We start from the raw sequence: 19,563 nt of genomic DNA on the forward strand, positions 1-19,563 counted from the left end.
AATTCCCGAAGGGAGCGTGGCGAAAGCCACTTTTTTAATCTTATTTTTTATCTTTGAAACTTAATACTTTCTTAATATTTTCTTTAAGGTATCTTACAACTATGGATATACAATGTAAGTAAATTAAGAATTTAAATAAAAAAAGAAGTGATAGATAAATTAATACTTAGGGGGTAAATAAAAATGAAAAAAGTTGTATTGAAGACATATAACATTACTAAAAAATATGGTGAACAACTGGCTGTAGATAATGTTAATATGACTATTAAAAAAGGTGATATATATGGATTTATAGGTCAAAATGGTGCTGGTAAAACAACATTAATTAGACTTATTACAGGATTAATTCATAAAAGTGGTGGAGAAATAGAGCTTTTAGGGGCAAATGAGGAAAATGAGTTAAATAAGGCAAGAACAATGGTTGGAAGTTTAATTGAATCCCCTTCATTTTATACTAATATGACGGCAAGAGAAAACCTAGAAGTATCTAGATTAGTAAGGAATATACCAGGAAAGAAATGTATAGATGAAGTATTAGAATTAGTTGGATTAAAAGATGTTGAAAAGAAAAAAGTTAAGAACTTTTCTTTAGGAATGAGACAAAGATTAGGAATTGCAAATGCACTAATGGGAAATCCTAAATTGCTTATATTAGATGAACCTATAAATGGACTTGATCCAATGGGAATTGTTGAAATAAGAGAATTATTAAAGAAGATAAATAAAGAAAAAGATATGACAATATTGATATCAAGCCATATATTAAGTGAGCTATCAGAACTTGCAACAACTTATGGAATAATCTCAAATGGAAAATTAATTGAAGAAATTACAGCTAAGCAACTATCCAAAAAATGTAGACAATATATAGATTTAAAGGTTGATAATACAGCTAGGGCGGTAATTTTGTTAGAGAGAGAATTAGGAATAAGTGATTATGAGGTATTAGAAGATAGTAACATAAAGGTATTTTCTAATTTGGATAATGTTGGTGAAGTAAATTCGTTATTATCAAGATCCGGAATTATTGTTGAAAGTATAAGTGTTAAAGGTGAAAATTTGGAGGAATACTTTATGAATAAAGTTGGAGGTGTTTTAAATGCTTAAAGCAATACAAGCAGAATTATATAAGCTATTTAAAAATAGAACATTTAAAGTACTAATATGTGTTGCAGTTTTATTATCTACATTGACAGTAGTTATGTGTTCATCGGTTTTTGAGAAAATACTTAATGATAGTTTAGGAAATATGCCACAAGATCAAAAAGAGGTTCTTATGGAACAATTAACAAGTATGTCTGAAAGTGAAGCAATAGTAACACCAGGCCAACTAGGAATTCAGTTACAAGCTAAAGATATGATGAATCCAACTTCAATAGAAGTATACCATGCTTCATTTGGGTCAGGAGTTATAGAAATAATAATAGGTATATTAGTAGGAGCATTAATAGCAAAAGAATACTCACAAGGTACAATTAAAAATTTCTTAGCTTACGGTAAGAGGAGAGAAGAATTTTATCTAGCAAAATTTGTATCTATGGTTATAGCAGTTACAATAATTTTAGCTGTTATGACAATCCTACCAACCATAGTAGTAACGCTAATGAATGGCTGGGGACAAGCTTTTGAAATTTCACAACTATTAGGAATGATAAAAACATTTGTTGCATCAGTTATTGCGGGTTCAGCAGTAGCAGCATTAGCTATGATTATAGCAACATTAGTAAAAAGTAATGGAGCTACAATAGGAATAACAGTAGCAATATTTATAGGGATTCCTACGTTAGCTAGATTTTTATACGGAATATATCCTTGGTTCGATAGAGTTTATGAGGTATTACCATTTTATAATTCAGCATTAGCAACTTCAATTAAAGCAGGAAATGGAGATTTGTTAAGATCAGTAATAATTTCATTAGTAACAATAGCAATTTCGTTATTTATGGGAATAAAAATATTTAAGTCGCAAGATATCAAATAAGAAAGGTTAGTAGATTAAAAATGATTAATAGTAAATTAGAAAAGAACATTAAATTAGGCTTTGGGATAGTTATTTTTATTTTAGGAATTATATCATTTATTATATTACCTAATAAAGTAGGAATGCAGATTTCAGTTAGTGGTGAATTACAAAATTATATGTCAAAGATAATTGCTGTTATTATACCAATTGGGATATATGGACTTGGTTTTTTACCCAATGGAAATGGTAAATCAGCAGAAATAAAAAGGAATATAATTTTATCATTATTAGCTATAGTTATTCAAATTTTTACATTAGTTTCAAATTTATAAGGATATTATAAAAGGGGAATAAGTATAAGGGGAGAAATAGTATGTTAGAAATAAAGAACTTTTCAAAAGAATATTCAAAGGGCAAAAAAGCAGTTGATAATATATCTTTAACTGTAAATAGTGGGGAGATATTTGGATTTATAGGTCACAATGGTGCAGGAAAAACAACAACGATTAAATCTATAGTTGGAATATTAGAATTTAGTGAAGGGGATATATTAATAGATAGTAAATCTATTAAGAAAAATGCTATAGAATGTAAAAAAGTAATGGCATATATTCCAGATAATCCAGATCTTTATGAAGCTTTAACTGGAATACAATATTTAAGCTTTATTGCAGATATTTATAAAATAAGTAAAGAACAAAGAGAAAAATTAATTAAATATTATGGAGATAAGCTTGAGTTAACTAAATATTTAGGGGATTTAATTTCTTCATATTCCCATGGTATGAAACAAAAGTTAGCAGTAATATCAGCATTAATTCATAAACCAAAGTTATTAATATTAGATGAGCCATTTGTTGGATTAGATCCTAAGGCTTCTCATACACTTAAAGAAATAATGAGAGAACTTTGCAATGAAGGTAGTGCAATATTCTTTTCAACTCATGTATTAGAGGTAGCAGAAAAATTATGTGATAAGATTGCAATTATTAAAGATGGGAAAATAGTTGCAGAAGGGACTACTGAACAAGTTAAAGGTAATAATTCTTTAGAAGAAGTATTTATGGAGTTGATTGATAATGAGTAATTTATTTATTTTATTAAAAAATTCATTTATAAATAGCACAAGAATTAATTCTTTATCTAAAGGGGTTAGCACTTCTAATGAAAAGAAGAAGTTATTAATTACTACAGCTACATTGTTATTAATAGCAGCAGTAATATGCTTTATGTCAACCACATATTCAATAGCGTTAGCTACAGTATTAAAACCAATGGGATATTTAGATTTAATATTAATAGTTGCTGTATTATTTTCATGTATTTTAAGCTTTATAACATCAATATATAAAGCGCAAGGAACATTATTTAGTTCAAAAGATTACGATTTATTAATGGCTTTACCTATAAGAAATAGTACAATATTAACTAGTAAAATATTAAGTTTAATGTCTATAAACTATATAGGAACAGCACTTGTAATAGTACCGGCTTCAATAGTATATTTTATCTATAATGGAAGTTTGTCATGGATTTTCTTCATTATATTAATAATAGGGTTAATATTTATACCAATGATTCCAATAATATCAGCTTCAATAATAGCTGTTGCTATAACATTTGTATCATCAAGATTTAAGCATAAAAATATAGTAACTACAGTTGTTGGTATGATAGCATTTTTATTAATTATGATACTTTCAATGAATATGCAAAATTATATTAATGAATTTATTGCAAATAGTGACTCAATAGTAAAAGGACTATCTAGCATATATCTACCAGCAATGTATTTAAAAGAAGCTTTAGTAAATTATGATATATTTGCTTTAATAAAGTTTATACTAATATCAATAGTTCCATTTTTAATATTTATTTTGGTATTTAGTAAGACATTTAAAGTTATAAATGGGGAATTATCAGAAAGCTATAAAAAGGCAAATTATAAGGTGTCAAAGTTAGAAGCAAGCAGTGTAATAAAATCATTGATTACGCAAGAACTAAGAAGATACTTTGCAACACCTATTTATGTTATGAATACAGCGTTTGGGATGGTATTATTAGTTGCAGCATCCATTGCAACGTTATTTGTAAGTAAAGAAACGTTAGTGGAATTTTTGGGGTATCCTGAGATAGCTAATATGATTCCAGTTGAAATATTAGTTTTCTTAGTATTTACTATTGGACTATCTTGTACAACAAATTCATCAATATCATTAGAAGGAAATAGGTTATGGATATTAAAATCATTGCCAATAGAACCTAATGATATCTTTAAGGGTAAAATAATAACTAATTTAATAATAACAATTCCAGCATCAATTATAGCAAATGTATTTTTTTATATAGGATTAAAGTTTGATATAAAGTATTTAATATTTAACTTAGTAATTAGTATAGTATTTGCAATTGTATCAGCTATATTAGGAATAATAATTAATTTATATTTTCCAAAGATGGAGTGGACAAATCCAACAACAGTAGTAAAGCAAAGTGCAAGTGTAATGATTACTATTTTGGGAATATTGATATTAATATTAGTAGTTGTAGCAGTATCAGTTGTATTAGTTAAAGTATTCAATATTACAAATATGATGATTATTTTAAGTTCAGTATTAATTATATTTTTAATAGCTTTATTTGTTTCAATTAAGGTATTGAATAATATAGGTAGTGAAAAGTTTAATAGATTATAGAAGAGTTGCCTCTGTGGAATATTCATTTTTTAGAATATTCTATTGAGGTAATTTGATTATATTTATATAGTGTTGGAAGGATTAAGCATAGAGTATATAATATACTTAAAGAATAAATTGAATTTTGATATTTATAAAATTAGATTTGAATTCATATGCAAATAGATTAAGAGGTTTAATTATAGATGAGTATATCTAGGGGTATATATAATGAATTGATATATAGAATAGGAGAAAATATGGGAATAACATGTATTTTAATACTAATAATTATTGTTTTAATAGCTGTTATTATAGGATATAAAAGAGAGTTTAGAAGAATAAGTAAGCAAATTAATAATAATTTAGATGAATATGCAAATATAAAAACAAAATCTGTAGACAAGGATATAGAGTATTTAGTTGAAAATATAAATTTGATTTTTGATTCTAAACAAAGAATTGTTGCAGAAAAGAATAAGAACGAAGAAGAATTAAGAGCTAGTATAGCTAATATGTCACATGATTTAAGAACACCATTAACATCAATAATGGGATATTTGCAAATGGCAAGATTAGAAGAAGTATCGGAAGAGGAAAAAAATGAGTATATAGATATTGTAGAAAATAGAACAAAATCATTACAACAGCTTATTAGTAGTTTTTACGATTTATCTAGAATAGAAGGAAATGAGTATAACTTTAATTATAAAAAGGTAAATTTAAAAAACATATTATGCGAAAATATAGCCGCATTTTACAATGATTTTATTAATAATAATATTAATCCGATTATTGAAGTAGATGAGAATATTAGAGATATTATATCAGATGAAGGAGCTATTACAAGAATTTTTACTAATTTAATAGGAAATATAATTAAACATGGTGAAAGTTATGTAAAAATTACTTTAAAACAAAAGGATGATGTAATAATAACAGAGTTTATTAACAAAACAACAGATTTAACGGAAGAAAATGTGGATAAATTATTTAAGAGATTCTATACTGTGGATAAATCAAGAAGTGATAGAAATACAGGATTAGGGTTGTATATAACTAAGGTCTTAGTAGAAAAATTGGGATATAGTATAAATGCCACTTTAAAAAATGAAGAATTAATAATACAAATTTTATGGAAATAAGATAAAAATAGTTATAATCAATGTAAGCAAATTTAATGAAAAATTATTTGCTTGTATTTTTTTATAAACAGATGATATACAAGAAATAAATATAATTGACAATAAAAAATAACAATTCTAAAATAGTAATAAAGAATGTCTGTTCGAGATTAAATGTAGAATAATATGATAAAAATAATAAAAAGAATTAATTTATATAAATTGAATGGCGATAAATAAGGGAAGAGGTGGACTTTATGAAAGATAAAATAGTAGTAAAGGGTGCAAGAGTACATAACTTAAAGAATGTTTCCTTGGAAATACCAAGAGATAAGCTAATAGTTTTTACAGGACTTTCTGGTTCAGGAAAATCATCCTTAGCATTTGATACTTTGTATGCAGAAGGACAAAGAAGATATGTTGAATCTTTATCATCATATGCAAGACAATTCTTAGGGCAAATGAATAAACCAGATGTTGATAATATAGAAGGATTATCACCAGCAATTTCAATAGATCAAAAAACCACAAGCAAAAATCCAAGATCTACTGTGGGTACAATAACAGAAGTATATGATTACTTAAGGTTATTATACGCTAGAGTAGGTACTCCACATTGTCCAAAGTGTGGTAAAGAAATTACTCAGCAATCTGTGGATCAAATTGTGGATAATGTCATTAAACTTGGGGAAAAAACTAAGGTTCAAGTTTTAGCTCCAGTGATTAGAGGAAAAAAAGGTATGCATGAAAAGATCCTTGAAAATATAAGAAAGCAAGGATTTGTTAGAGTAAGGATAGATGGTGAAATCTATGAAATAGGTGAAGAGGAAATTAGCTTAGAAAAAAATATTAAACATAATATAGAAGCAGTTGTAGATAGACTTGTTATTAAAGAAGGAATAGAAAGTAGATTAGCTGAATCTATCGAAACAGCTTTAAAAATGGCTGAAGGATTAGTAGTCATAAATGTAGTAGGACAGGAAGATATTCTATTTAGCGAACACTTTGCTTGTCCTGATTGTGGTGTAAGCATAGATGAATTAGCACCTAGGTTATTTTCATTTAATTCACCATGGGGAAAATGTGAGAAATGTGATGGACTTGGAACACTAATGGAATTTGATCCAGACTTAATTATTCCTGATAAAAGTTTAAGCATTATGGAAGGTGCTATAGCAACTTGGGGTGAAGGAAGATTAAAGGAAGATTCATGGACATTTGCCATATTAAAAGCATTAAGTGTAGAATATGACCTTGATTTAAATAAACCTATTAAGGAGTTTTCGAAAGAAGAATTAAATCTTTTATTGTATGGAACACAAGGTAAAACTTTGACTGTTAAATACAAAAAAGATGGTTCATTAAACACTTATAGATATGCTTATGATGGTGAAATAAATACATTAGATAGAAGATATAGAGAAACTAACTCTGATGTTATTAAAACTGAAATAGAACAATATATGAGTGATAGCTATTGTCCAAGATGTAAAGGAGCACGTCTTAAAAAGGAAGCATTAGCAGTAACTATTGGAGGCATAAACATTTATGATTTCACAAAGATGCCAATTAAAGATGAATTAGAGTTTGTAAATTCTTTAGAGTTTTCTGAAAAGGATAGAGTAATAAGTGACCAAATCATTAAGGAGATAAAGAATAGACTAGAATTCCTTGTTAATGTTGGACTTGATTATCTTAATCTTTCAAGAAATTCAGGAACACTATCAGGAGGAGAGTCTCAAAGAATTAGGTTAGCAACACAAATTGGTTCAGCACTTATGGGGGTACTATATATACTAGATGAGCCAAGTATAGGTCTTCATCAAAGAGATAATGATAAGTTGATTCAAACTCTTAAAAATTTAAGGGATGTAGGAAATACAGTTATAGTAGTTGAACATGATGAAGATACTATGAGGGAGGCTGATTTTATAGTAGATATAGGTCCAAGAGCAGGTGAACATGGTGGACAGATAATAGCAGCAGGAACAGTGGAAGAGATAATGGCTTGTAAGGAGTCTATAACTGGACAATACTTAACAGGTGAAAAGAAGGTTGAACTACCAGCTGAAAGAAGGAGCGGTAATGGTAAGTTTATTAAGATAAAAGGTGCCAAAGAAAATAACCTTAAGAATGTTAATGTAGATATTCCACTAGGGACATTAACAATGGTTACTGGTGTATCTGGTTCTGGAAAGAGTACTTTAATTAATCAAATACTTTATAAAGGATTAAATAAGCTTGTTAATAAGAGCAAGAATCCAGTTGGAGCACATAGAGAAATATTAGGCTATGAAAATATAGATAAGATTATTGATATAGATCAAAGTCCAATTGGAAGAACCCCAAGATCAAATCCAGCAACATACACAGGAACATTTGATATTATTAGAGAATTATTTGCTCAAACAACAGAAGCTAAAATGAGAGGGTATAAGCCAGGAAGATTTAGTTTTAATGTAAAAGGTGGAAGATGTGAAGCTTGTGCAGGTGATGGAATAATTAAAATAGAAATGCAGTTTTTATCTGATGTTTATGTTCCATGTGAAGTATGTAAAGGGAAAAGATATAATAGGGAAACTTTAGAAGTTAAATATAAAGGTAAAAATATAGATGATATATTAAACATGACTGTAGAGGAAGCCTTAGAATTTTTTGAAAATATTCCACGAATTAAGAATAAAATTCAAACATTATATGATGTTGGTTTAGGATATATAAGGTTAGGGCAGCCATCAACACAATTATCAGGTGGAGAAGCTCAAAGAATAAAGCTTGCTTATGAATTATCTAAGAGAAGCACAGGAAAGACTTTATATATTTTAGATGAACCAACTACTGGACTTCATGTAGATGATGTAAATAGACTAGTACATATTGTTCAAAGGCTTGTAGATGGAGGAAATACTGTAGTAGTTATTGAGCATAATTTAGATATGATAAAATGTGCAGATTATATAATAGATTTAGGTCCAGAAGGTGGAGATAAGGGCGGCACTATAGTGGCTAAAGGAAAACCAGAGGAAATAGTAAAAGTGGGGGATTCATACACTGGAAAATATCTTAAAAAGTTATTAAGATAATAATAGGTGGGTTGTTATTTTTTCCAATAACTATTAATATTAGATTGAAGAACAGTAGATAGAGGTGAAGAAATGAGTATTAGCAAGATAATGGCCTTTGTATTTGGGATAGCCTTTATTGTATTTTTATATGGTATAATATATTATTCATTAAAAATAATGTACAAGGATGTAAAGACTGGTGGTAAGAAGAAAAGTAATCCAGCAGCAAGAAAATATGCAGTGGAAGTAGTTAATCCAGGGGCTAGTGAAGATTTGGAAGAGGGTTCTGTGATTTTAGTCAGAACAGAGTTAACAATAGGTAGAAGAGAAGATAATTTAATAGTTTTATCAGAGCCATTTGCATCTGGTTATCATGCTAAGTTATATGTTAAAAATAATAATCTTTATATTCAAGATTTAAATAGTACCAATGGTGTATATGTAAATGAAGAAAGAATAAAAGATAAAGTAAAATTAACAGCTGGTGATGAAATAAAAATAGGAAGTGCTATTTTTAAGGTGTTAAAACCAGGAAAGCAATAGAGGTGGTTAAAGGCATGAAAGGATTTAAGCAGGAAAAGAAATTATTAAGAATGATTTATTTACTATGCTTACTGCTTTTTATTTATCTAGGCTTTCAATCAAAGCCATTCGATACTCTTGCAATAGTTATGGGAGTAGTTCTATGTTTTTTAATAGGCTATTCCCACTTTGTCATTAGAAGGTATTATCCTGATGGTGATAAATTTATTTTAAATTTTGCAAGTATTTTAGCAGTAGTAAGTATAGCTATGCTTTATAGAATTGATAAATCAACTTCTGTAAAGCAGTTAGTATGGGTTACTCTTGGAGTAATAGGTTACATATTAGTAGTAGCCATTATACCGGAAATGAGCAGGTTTGCTAAATATAAGAAAGTTTATATGATTGCAACCATAGTACTTATGCCCATGGCATTTTTATATGCAAAAATAACTGGAGCATCAGCTATTGGTGGGGCTTATAACTGGATAAGCATAGGTAAATTTATGATTCAACCTTCAGAGTTTGGGAAAATAACATTAGTATTATACTTGGCAGCAGCTTTTTCTGAATATGAGGATAATGGAAGTATTAAAGATGATGTAAAACAACTTATAGTACCAGCATTAGTAGCTGGGTTTTCCCTTATATTTTTAGTTGCACAAGCAGATTTAGGTTCAGCACTTATATTTTTTGGAATAATTATAAGTCTTCTTTATGTGGCAACTTCTAAAAAGCTATATGTAGCATTAAGTTTAGGTGGTGCTACAGTAGGAGCCATATTAGGGTATAATCTTTTTGCCCATGTAAGGGAAAGAGTTATGATTTGGAGAAATCCATGGGAATATGCTTCTGGTGCAGGATACCAATTAGTACAATCTTTATATGCTATTTCTTCAGGTGGACTTATAGGAAGTGGACTTGGGCAAGGGTATGTAGAGTATATTCCTGTTAATGATTCAGATTTTATATATGCAGCAATATGTGAAGAGTTTGGTGTAATATTTGCAGTAGGATTAATGATAATATACTTTTTGTTGTTTTTTAGAGGTATTAGATCAGCATATGTTACTAATGATAAGTTTTCACAGTTAGCTGTTGTAGGTTTTAGTACTATGATAGCATGTCAAACATTAGTAATTATAGGTGGTATTTTTGGAGTAATTCCGTTAACTGGTATTACACTACCGATATTAAGTTATGGTGGTTCATCAGTGCTTACTATATTCTTTGCTTTAGGAATATTACAAAAGGTATCAGAGGAGGCGTAAGAATATGGATGAAAATAAATTAGCTAAAAGTGTACAACATGTAATGGTTGTGTTCTTATTTTTATTTATTGCATTAATATCATATATAGCATATTTTCAACTGTTTAGAGGACCTAAAATAGCTGAAGATTCAGGAAATGTAAGAATTATAGCAGCAAAAAATGAAGTTATTAGAGGGACTATTTATGATAGAAATGGTACAGCTTTAACTGAAACTACTAAGGTGAATGATTTGACTCAAGATAGAAAATATCTTTATGGTGAGTTATTAGTGCATCCATTGGGATATTATGATCAAATATATGGAATATCAGGTCTTGAGTCAGAATATGATAATGAATTAAGTAAAAGTAGCTTTATAGGAAATAGTTATAGAACATTTTTAAATAGTATGGATTTTACTGGTTTATTTAATGATATAAAAGATGATTTAATAAATGAAAAGAAATTAAATTTATCAGAAAACTTTAAAACTTTTGTAGATAAGATAAAAGTTAAAAATGAAAAAGAAGAGAATGAAGCAAAGACTGGAAATAGTATAGTTACTACTTTAGATTTGGAATTACAAAAGGTAGCTAGTGATGCTTTAGGAGATAATAAAGGGTCAGTAGTAGCAATAAATCCTAAAACAGGTGAGATATTAGCTATGGTTTCAAAGCCGTCTTTTGATCCTAATAATCTAGAGGTAGCATTGCAGTCAGCTTATAGTGGAAGTGCTGATGATAGTCCTCTCATTAATAGAGCAATAGATGGATTATATCCACCAGGGTCAGTATTTAAAACTGTTACTTTATCAAGTGCTTTGGAAAACATGTCAGGAGTAGCTAATAGGACATTTAATGATCAAGGAAAAATAACATTTGATGATGGAACTACTTTAAATAATTATGCATATCAATCACATGGAGCCATTGATTTAAGATATGCCTATAGAGTATCAAGTAATGTTGTTTTTGGAACATTAGCTATGGAATTAGGTAATAATACTTTAAAACAAACAGCAGAAAACTATGGATTTAATTCAGTTATTAGTGGACCAGGATTAACTATAACAGCAAGTCAGTTCCCAAAACTAGAGAGTTACGCTCAAGGTGAAATAGCACAAAGTGGTATTGGTCAAGGGGGAGTTTTATCTACACCAATTCAAATGGCCTTAGTGGCAGCAACAGTTGCCAATGATGGAGTGATGATGCAACCTAGATTAGTAAATTCTATTTTAGATAGTGCAGGTAATACTGTTAAAACAATGGAAAATACTGAATTAAAACAAGTAATTTCAAGTGATATAGCTTCAACTATAAAAAGTTATATGAAATATTTAGTAGACAATAATCTTTATAGATGGCCAGCTTTTAAAGGAACAAATGCTGGTGGAAAAACAGGTACAGCAGATTATAAATTATCAGATGGAACAGATGCAGTTCCTCATGCATGGTTTATTTCAGCAGCACCAATGGATGACCCACAAATAGCAGTGGCTGTTATTGTGGAAAATGGTGAAAGTGGAGCAGTAATTTCAGCTGAAATAGCCAGTTATGTAGTAAGAAAAGCAGTACTTGGATATTAATACAGAAGAGGGAGCTCTTCTAAAAAAAGGAGCTTATAGCTCCTTTTTTTAATTAGAAAGTAGTGAAAGGGAGTGATGAAATGTTTGATTTTGAATATCATTTAAAAAACCTTCCTTCTAAGCCTGGAGTTTATTTAATGAAAAATTCTCTTGGAGAAGTCATTTATGTAGGAAAAGCTAAGATATTAAAAAATAGGGTAAAAAGTTATTTTCAAAACTCTAAGAATCATAGTGAAAAAGTTAGGGTAATGGTTAAGCATATTGCTGAGTTTGAATATATTGTTACAGATTCAGAAATGGAAGCATTAATCTTGGAATGTAACTTAATAAAAAAATATAGTCCACGCTATAACATATTACTAAAGGATGATAAGTTTTATCCATTTATTAAGATAACTATTAATGATGACTTTCCAAGGGTCTTTGTTACAAGAAACTATTCTAAAGATGGAAGCAAGTATTTTGGACCATATACTAATGGAACAGCAGTATATGAAACAATTAATTTAATAAATAAAATTTTTCCTTTAAGGACTTGTAAGCTTTTAATTAAAGAAGGTGGAGAAAAGGTAAGGCCTTGTTTAAATTATCATATTAAGAAATGTTTTGGACCATGTGGTGGCTATATAAACAAGGTAGAGTATGGTAAAATGATAAAGGATGTTATAGATATTTTAAGTGGAAGAGATAATACTGTTTTAAAAGTGCTTCAAAGTGAAATGGAAGAGGCATCTTTGAACTTAGAATTTGAAAAAGCTGCAGATTTAAGAGATAAAATTATAGCTATAAAAGCTATAGTTGAAAAACAAAAGATATTTAAAACCATGGACGGCGATGAAGATTTTATAAATATCTACAGAGATGAAAAAGATAGCTGCATACAGATATTCTTCTCTAGAGATGGTAAGATTATTGGAAGAGAACATTTTATTTTTGAAAATACAGCGGAAGACTCCATTGAAGAAATATTAGAGGAATTTACAACCTCTTTTTATGGAGGTACTGCAAAGGTTCCAAGAACTATATATGTTCCAGAATTAAGTAATATTGAGTTAGTTGAAGAATATTTAACTATTAAAAGAGGAGCTAAGGTTTGGATTAAGGTTCCACAAAAGGGTCAAAAAAGAGAAATGCTTGATATGGTAAAAAATAATGCTCAAATAACCTTAGAAAAATTTAAAGATAAGTACTTAATGGACAAGGAAATCAATAAGATAGCATTAGAAGAACTTCAGGAATTATTAGATTTAGAGATTTGGCCTTCAAGAATTGAAGCCTATGATATTTCCAATATACAAGGTGTTGATTCAGTAGGTTCAATGATTGTCTTTGAAGAAGGACGTTCTAAGAATAGTGATTATAGAAGGTTTAGAATAAAAACTGTTAAAGGTGCCAATGATTATGATAGTATGAGAGAAATACTAACAAGAAGATTTTCTCATGGATTAGAAGAAGTAAAGGCGATACAAGAATCTAAGCTACAATTTTCAGCAGGTAAGTTTTCTAATTTTCCTGATATTATAATGATGGATGGTGGAAAAGGGCAGATAAATATAGCATTAGAAGTACTAAGGGATTTAAATATAAGTATTCCTGTTTGTGGACTTGTTAAAGATGATAAACATGCCACTAGGGGGATTATTTATAATAATGAAGAACTTATTATTAATAGAAGCTCTAATTTAATGCAGCTTATAAGAAGAATTCAAGATGAAGTACACAGGTTTGCTATAACATATCATAGAAGTTTAAGAGATAAAAGGACTCTTCATTCTATCCTTGATGATATACCTAATGTAGGAGAAAAAAGAAGAAGAGCCTTACTAATGAAGTTTGGTAGTGTAGATAACATAAAAAGTGCAACTTTAGATCAATTATTAGAGACTCCAAGCATAAATAATAAAGCAGCAGAAAGTATTTATAAATATTTTAATGGAAATGAAAGCAAATAGATTAAAATCCTTGTTAAATGGGATAATTTAATTTATACTATTTAAATATAATTAATTAAGAAATAAGGAGCTAACCATGAATAAATATAATAAATCAGGAAATTTGTTTAGCCAATTATATAAAGAAGAATATATAAAGATAGATGAGCCATTAAAAAAGTATGTTAATTTTAAAGTTGGTGGACCAGCTGATATTTTATTAATTCCGGAAACAAAGTCGCAAGTAATTGAAAGCGTTAAGATATGCAGGGAAAATAATATTCCTGTATATGTTATAGGAAATGGTTCTAATTTGCTTGTTAAAGATGGAGGAATCAGAGGAGTAGTAATTTTATTAACATCATTAACTGGAATGGAAGTAGTAGAAGAAAAAATAGAAGTTGAAGCAGGAGTTATGCTTAAAGCAGTTTCAGATAAAGCAATGGAGCATTCTTTAACAGGATTTGAATTTGCTTGTGGTATTCCAGGAACTATTGGAGGAGCAGTGTTTATGAATGCTGGTGCTTATAATGGTTCTATGAGTGATGTAGTTGAAAGTATAGAGGTTATTAGTGAAGATGGAGAAATAAAGACTTTATCTAAAGAAGAATTAGATTTTGGTTATAGATCTTCTGCTGTAATGAAAAAGGGATATATAGTTTTAAGTGCTACTTTAGACTTAAAACATGGTGAAGTAAAGACTATTAGGGAAATGATTACAGATTTAACTGAAAAGAGAGAATCTAAGCAACCGCTTGAGTATCCATCAGCAGGAAGCACATTTAAGAGACCAGAAGGTTATTTTGCAGGAAAGTTAATTCAGGATGCTGGATTAAAAGGGTATGAAATGAATGGGGCAGCAGTTTCTAGCAAGCACTCAGGTTTTGTTATTAATAAAGGTGGAGCAAGAGCAAAGGATATATTAAATTTAATTAAACATATTCAAGATGAAGTCAAAAAGCAATTTGGTGTAGATCTTCATACAGAAGTAAGAATTGTTGGAGAAGATGAAAATTAATTTATAATTTATAATTAAGGGGATGTATTACTGCATCTCCTTTTTTGTCGTGATATAATTAAATTAATGATGGAGTTAAGTATAATATAGTATTATTTTAGGAGGAAAAGATACATGAGATTTATAATTGTAACAGGACTATCTGGAGCAGGAAAATCAGAGGCAACAAATGCATTAGAGGATATGGGGTATTTTTGTGTAGATAACTTACCACCAAAACTTATAAAGAAATTTGCAGAAGTATGTAAGCAAAGCCAGGGATCAATTGATAAAGTTGCCTTAGTTATGGATATTAGAGGTGGTATTTTCTTTGATGATTTATTTGAGAGTTTAAGTGAATTATCTAGGGAACAATTCCGATATGAAATATTATTCTTAGATACTTCAGATGAAGTACTGGTTAAGAGGTTTAAGGAAAAGAGAAGAAGCCATCCATTAGCACCAGGTGGAAGAGTGATTACAGGAATTGAACTTGAAAGACAAAAGCTTAGAGAAGTAAAGGATAAAGCTGATGTAATTATAGATACATCCAAGTATGCTATAAAGGATTTAAGAGAAGAAATGGCTAGAAAATTTGGTGATAAAGAAATGCCAGAAAAACAAATGGCTATTACTATATTAAGCTTTGGCTTTAAATATGGAATTCCTGTAGATTCAGATTTGGTGTTTGATGTAAGATTTATTCCAAATCCTTTCTATATTCCAGAACTTAAGCCGTTTTCAGGCAATGATGAACCTGTAAAGAACTATGTTATGGATCAAATAGAAACACAAACATTTTTAGAAAAAGCAAATGATATGTTTGAATTTTTAATTCCTAATTACCAAAAGGAAGGTAAGAGACAGTTGATAATTTCCATTGGATGTACAGGAGGAAGACATAGATCAGTGGCAATAGCCAATTCAATTTATGAAACACTACATTCTAATAATCACGATGTTTATGTAGAGCATAGAGATATTAAGGAAGATGTACATAAGGGAGATAAAAAACTATGATGATAAAAGAGAATAATGAGGTTAAGGTTGTGGTTATAGGTGGAGGGACTGGACTTTCCACCATGTTAAGAGGATTAAAAAAATATACAAGCCATATAACTGCTATTGTGACTGTAGGTGATGATGGTGGAGGGTCAGGCAAGATAAGAGAAGACTTAGGAATGCTTCCACCGGGAGATATAAGAAACTGCATTTTAGCATTGGCTGATACAGAACCTTTAATGGAGGATCTGTTACAATATAGATTTACTGAAGGTAGTTTAAAGGGGCAATGCTTTGGGAATCTTTTTTTAGCGGCGATGGCGGGTATAAGTGAAAATTTTGAAGATGCAGTACAAAAAATGAGTTCAGTTTTAGCTGTTAAAGGGAAGGTACTACCAGTAACTTTAGATGATATGAAACTTGTTGCTGAATTGGAAAATGGTGAAATAATAGAAGGTGAATCAAAAATACCTAGTGAAGTTATTGTAAGAAAAACAAGCATTAAGAAATTAGCTATTAAGCCTATTGATGCAAAGCCATTGGAAGAAGCAATAAAATCAATAAATGGTGCAGATGTTATTATTATGGGTCCAGGAAGTCTTTATACAAGTATAATACCTAATCTTCTTGTAAAAGGTATATCAGAAGCAATCTGTAAAAGTGATGCTAAGAAAGTATATATTTCAAATGTAATGACTCAGCCAGGAGAAACTGATGGATTTAAAGTTTCTAACCATTTAAAAGTACTAATGGATTATGGAGTATCAGGAAATATTGATTATGTTATTGCTAATAATGGAATAATTCCTTCAGATATTAAAGAAAAGTATGCTAGAGAAAATGCTGAACTAGTAGTTTTAGACTATGAAAATATAAATAACTTAAATGTAAAAATTATTGAAGCAGACCTTATTAAGATTACTAAGAGATATGTTAAACATAATGCAGACAAATTAGCAGAACTTATTATGAAGAATATGTAAAAGAAATGAATATAATTTTTAAAAAGTATTAGTTGTTGGAAAGAATAAAGATTGGCTTTAGAGGAGAGTTCAGATATTTTATGGTGGTTAATTAGCACTTAAAAATTAAATGAACTTTCCAGTTTATTAGTGTGATACATACGGAACAGTTTATGATATAATACATAATGTATTTTAAATTAGTTAGGAGAAGGAATATATGTCGTTTTCAGCAAAGGTTAAGGGAGAAATATGTAGATATACGGATATATCCATAGAAGAGGCATTGGCAGAGATTTCTGCAATAATGAAAGGCAGTGGAACAATTGGATTTAGTGGAAGAGGACTTAGCTTTAAGATAACCACAGAAAATCCAGCATCAGCAAGACATATATTTACTATATTAAAAGAATATTTTGATATACATTCTAAGCTGATGGTTAAAAAGAGCAATTCACTTAAGAAGAATAATATATATATGGTATTAATAGATGAAGAAATGGGTGTAAGGGATTTATTAAAGAAGACAGGGATTTTTCAAGAAATTGATGGAGTATTAACTTTAGATTATAAGATAGATCCTGAAATGATAAAAACTGATGAATATAAAAAAGCTTATATAAGAGGAGCATTCATTGGTGGTGGAAGTATCAGTAATCCTGAAAAGACATATCATTTAGAGTTTGTAATTCATAGTGAAGAATACGCTAAAGATTTATGTAAATTAATAAATTCTTTTGGATTAAATTCAAAAGTTATACAAAGGAAAAACAGTTATATTATTTATATAAAAGAAGGAGAACAAATAGTAGACCTTTTAAATATAATAGGAGCGCATACTTCTTTGCTAGAGTTAGAAAACATAAGAATAATGAAGGAAATGAGAAATAATGTTAATAGGCTTGTTAATTGTGAAACTGCCAATTTAAGCAAGACAGTAAATGCAGCAGTAAGACAAGTTGAAAGTATTAAGCTTATTCAAGAAAAGATTGGTCTTAAGAGATTACCTAAGAATCTGCAGGAAGTAGCAGAATTAAGATTGAGCTACCCTGATGAATCACTTAAAGAATTAGGTGAAATGTTAAATCCACCAGTAGGTAAATCAGGAATAAATCATAGACTAAGAAAAATTGAAAAAATTGCCGAGGAAATAAGAAGTGGAAATTATTAAAAGAATTAAAAAGGGGTGATATTTTGTCAAAGGAATTTTGCCATCTTCATTTGCATACTGAATATAGTTTGCTAGATAGTTCAGCTAAAATTAAAAAGCTTATAGCAAGGGCTAAAGAACTTGGTATGAAAAGCATAGCTATAACTGACCATGGTGTCATGTATGGGTGTGTAGCTTTTTATAAGGAAGCAGTGGCAAATGGAATAAAGCCAATACTAGGATGTGAAGTTTATGTTGCAGCTAAATCCATGAATATAAAGGTTGCAGATAAAGAAAATTCTACAAATCACTTAGTATTGTTGGTGAAAAATGAAATTGGTTATGAAAACTTAATGAAGATAGTGTCGGCAGCATCAATTGATGGTTTTTATTATAAGCCGAGGGTTGACCATGAATATTTAAAAAGCCATAGTGAAGGTATAATTGCCTTAAGTGCATGTCTTGGAGGAGAGGTACAAAGAGCTATAATGGCAGATGACTATGAAAAAGCCAAGAAAGTAGCTTTAGAATATAAAGATATTTTTAAAGATGGTTTCTATTTAGAAATACAAGATCATGGCATGGAAGAGCAGCGTAAGGTTATAGATTGGAATATGAAGTTATCTAAGGAAACTGGTATACCACTTATAGCAACTAACGATGTTCATTATTTAACTCAAGAAGACTCAAAGGCCCATGACATATTGATGTGTATTCAAACAGGAAAGACCATTGAAGATACCAATAGGAGAAGGTATCCTTCAGATCAGTTTTATTTAAAGTCAGCTGATGAAATGAGGGATTTATTTTCTTATGTACCAGAAGCATTGGAAAATAGTATTAAGATTGCAGAGGAATGTAATTTTGATTATGAATTCCATGTATCAAAGTTACCAAATTTTCCTGTACCAGATAATAAGGATCATTTTGAATACTTACAGGAAGTCTGTTATGGTGGTCTTATTGAGAGGTATGATGTCTTTGAAGGCTTTAGAAATATGCCTGTAGATGTTAAATCCATTAAGGATTTTGCAAACACTAATGAAGAAGCATTAGGATATGTGGAAAGACTTGAATATGAGCTTGGTGTTATTAATGAAATGGGGTATGTTGATTACTTTTTAATAACTTGGGATTTTATTCATTTCTCCAACGAACATGGTATTCCAACTGGACCTGGGCGTGGATCTGCGGCAGGTTCAATTGTAGCTTATACTTTAGGAATAACAAAGATAGACCCTATAAAGTATAGTTTAATCTTTGAGCGTGAATTAAGATGCGCTCATTAAATTGGGTGAATTGCTGGAAAGCTAAACTAATAATAATTAGCATGC

The 19,563-nt window shown here is 29.5% G+C and carries 14 protein-coding genes and 2 pseudogenes; all 16 read left to right on the plus strand.

Annotation, left to right across the window (positions count from 1 at the left end; genetic code table 11):
* The first annotated feature begins 183 nt into the window (after positions 1-183).
* Positions 184-1,107: an ABC transporter ATP-binding protein gene (locus Q5O29_RS02810; protein ID WP_022211492.1), complete on the plus strand. Its 924-nt coding sequence runs from the start codon at positions 184-186 to the stop codon at positions 1,105-1,107.
* Positions 1,100-1,981, plus strand: a complete 882-nt coding sequence (locus Q5O29_RS02815) for an ABC transporter permease (RefSeq protein ID WP_022211493.1) — start codon at positions 1,100-1,102, stop codon at positions 1,979-1,981. The genes Q5O29_RS02810 and Q5O29_RS02815 overlap by 8 nt, the downstream gene beginning before the upstream one ends.
* 20 nt (positions 1,982-2,001) lie before the next feature.
* Positions 2,002-2,295: a hypothetical protein gene (locus tag Q5O29_RS02820; RefSeq protein WP_022211494.1), complete on the plus strand. Its 294-nt coding sequence runs from the start codon at positions 2,002-2,004 to the stop codon at positions 2,293-2,295.
* Between the two features lie 41 nt (positions 2,296-2,336).
* A complete protein-coding gene (locus Q5O29_RS02825) occupies positions 2,337-3,050 on the plus strand; it encodes an ABC transporter ATP-binding protein (RefSeq protein WP_022211495.1) in 714 nt (237 codons plus the stop codon).
* Complete coding sequence (locus Q5O29_RS02830; RefSeq protein ID WP_022211496.1) at positions 3,043-4,659, plus strand: ABC transporter permease; 1,617 nt, start codon at positions 3,043-3,045, stop codon at positions 4,657-4,659. Before Q5O29_RS02825 ends, Q5O29_RS02830 begins: the two co-directional genes overlap by 8 nt.
* Before the next feature lie 185 nt (positions 4,660-4,844).
* Positions 4,845-5,783 (plus strand): sensor histidine kinase KdpD, encoded by a 939-nt coding sequence (locus Q5O29_RS02835; RefSeq protein WP_022211497.1) that lies wholly within the window; start codon positions 4,845-4,847, stop codon positions 5,781-5,783.
* Between the two features lie 236 nt (positions 5,784-6,019).
* Positions 6,020-8,845, plus strand: coding sequence for an excinuclease ABC subunit UvrA (gene uvrA, locus Q5O29_RS02840; protein WP_022211498.1), 2,826 nt, complete (start codon positions 6,020-6,022; stop codon positions 8,843-8,845).
* Between the two features lie 72 nt (positions 8,846-8,917).
* Positions 8,918-9,370 carry an FHA domain-containing protein gene (locus Q5O29_RS02845; RefSeq protein WP_022211499.1) on the plus strand — a complete coding sequence of 151 codons (453 nt, stop codon included), beginning with the start codon at positions 8,918-8,920 and terminating at the stop codon, positions 9,368-9,370.
* A gap of 14 nt (positions 9,371-9,384) precedes the next feature.
* On the plus strand, positions 9,385-10,620 hold the full coding sequence (locus Q5O29_RS02850) for an FtsW/RodA/SpoVE family cell cycle protein (RefSeq protein WP_022211500.1): 1,236 nt from the start codon (positions 9,385-9,387) through the stop codon (positions 10,618-10,620).
* 4 nt (positions 10,621-10,624) lie between these two features.
* Positions 10,625-12,187: a penicillin-binding protein 2 gene (locus tag Q5O29_RS02855; RefSeq protein WP_022211501.1), complete on the plus strand. Its 1,563-nt coding sequence runs from the start codon at positions 10,625-10,627 to the stop codon at positions 12,185-12,187.
* An 80-nt stretch (positions 12,188-12,267) separates the two neighbouring features.
* A complete protein-coding gene (uvrC, locus tag Q5O29_RS02860) occupies positions 12,268-14,139 on the plus strand; it encodes an excinuclease ABC subunit UvrC (RefSeq protein WP_022211502.1) in 1,872 nt (623 codons plus the stop codon).
* Positions 14,140-14,215: 76 nt separating this feature from the next.
* A complete protein-coding gene (gene murB, locus Q5O29_RS02865) occupies positions 14,216-15,136 on the plus strand; it encodes a UDP-N-acetylmuramate dehydrogenase (RefSeq protein WP_022211503.1) in 921 nt (306 codons plus the stop codon).
* Positions 15,137-15,250: 114 nt separating this feature from the next.
* Positions 15,251-16,135, plus strand: coding sequence for an RNase adapter RapZ (rapZ, locus tag Q5O29_RS02870; protein ID WP_022211504.1), 885 nt, complete (start codon positions 15,251-15,253; stop codon positions 16,133-16,135).
* A gap of 23 nt (positions 16,136-16,158) precedes the next feature.
* Positions 16,159-17,088 (plus strand): annotated as a pseudogene (gene yvcK / locus Q5O29_RS02875) (uridine diphosphate-N-acetylglucosamine-binding protein YvcK); the annotation flags it as partial.
* Positions 17,089-17,299: 211 nt separating this feature from the next.
* Positions 17,300-18,250 (plus strand): DNA-binding protein WhiA, encoded by a 951-nt coding sequence (whiA, locus tag Q5O29_RS02880; protein ID WP_022211506.1) that lies wholly within the window; start codon positions 17,300-17,302, stop codon positions 18,248-18,250.
* Positions 18,251-18,270: 20 nt separating this feature from the next.
* A pseudogene (gene dnaE / locus Q5O29_RS02885) lies at positions 18,271-19,503 on the plus strand (DNA polymerase III subunit alpha); the annotation flags it as partial.
* Positions 19,504-19,563 lie beyond the last annotated feature (60 nt).

Origin of the sequence: Clostridium sp. CAG:265 (genome assembly GCF_000436575.1) — a bacterium.
GTDB lineage: Bacteria > Bacillota > Clostridia > Clostridiales > Clostridiaceae > Clostridium > Clostridium lentum.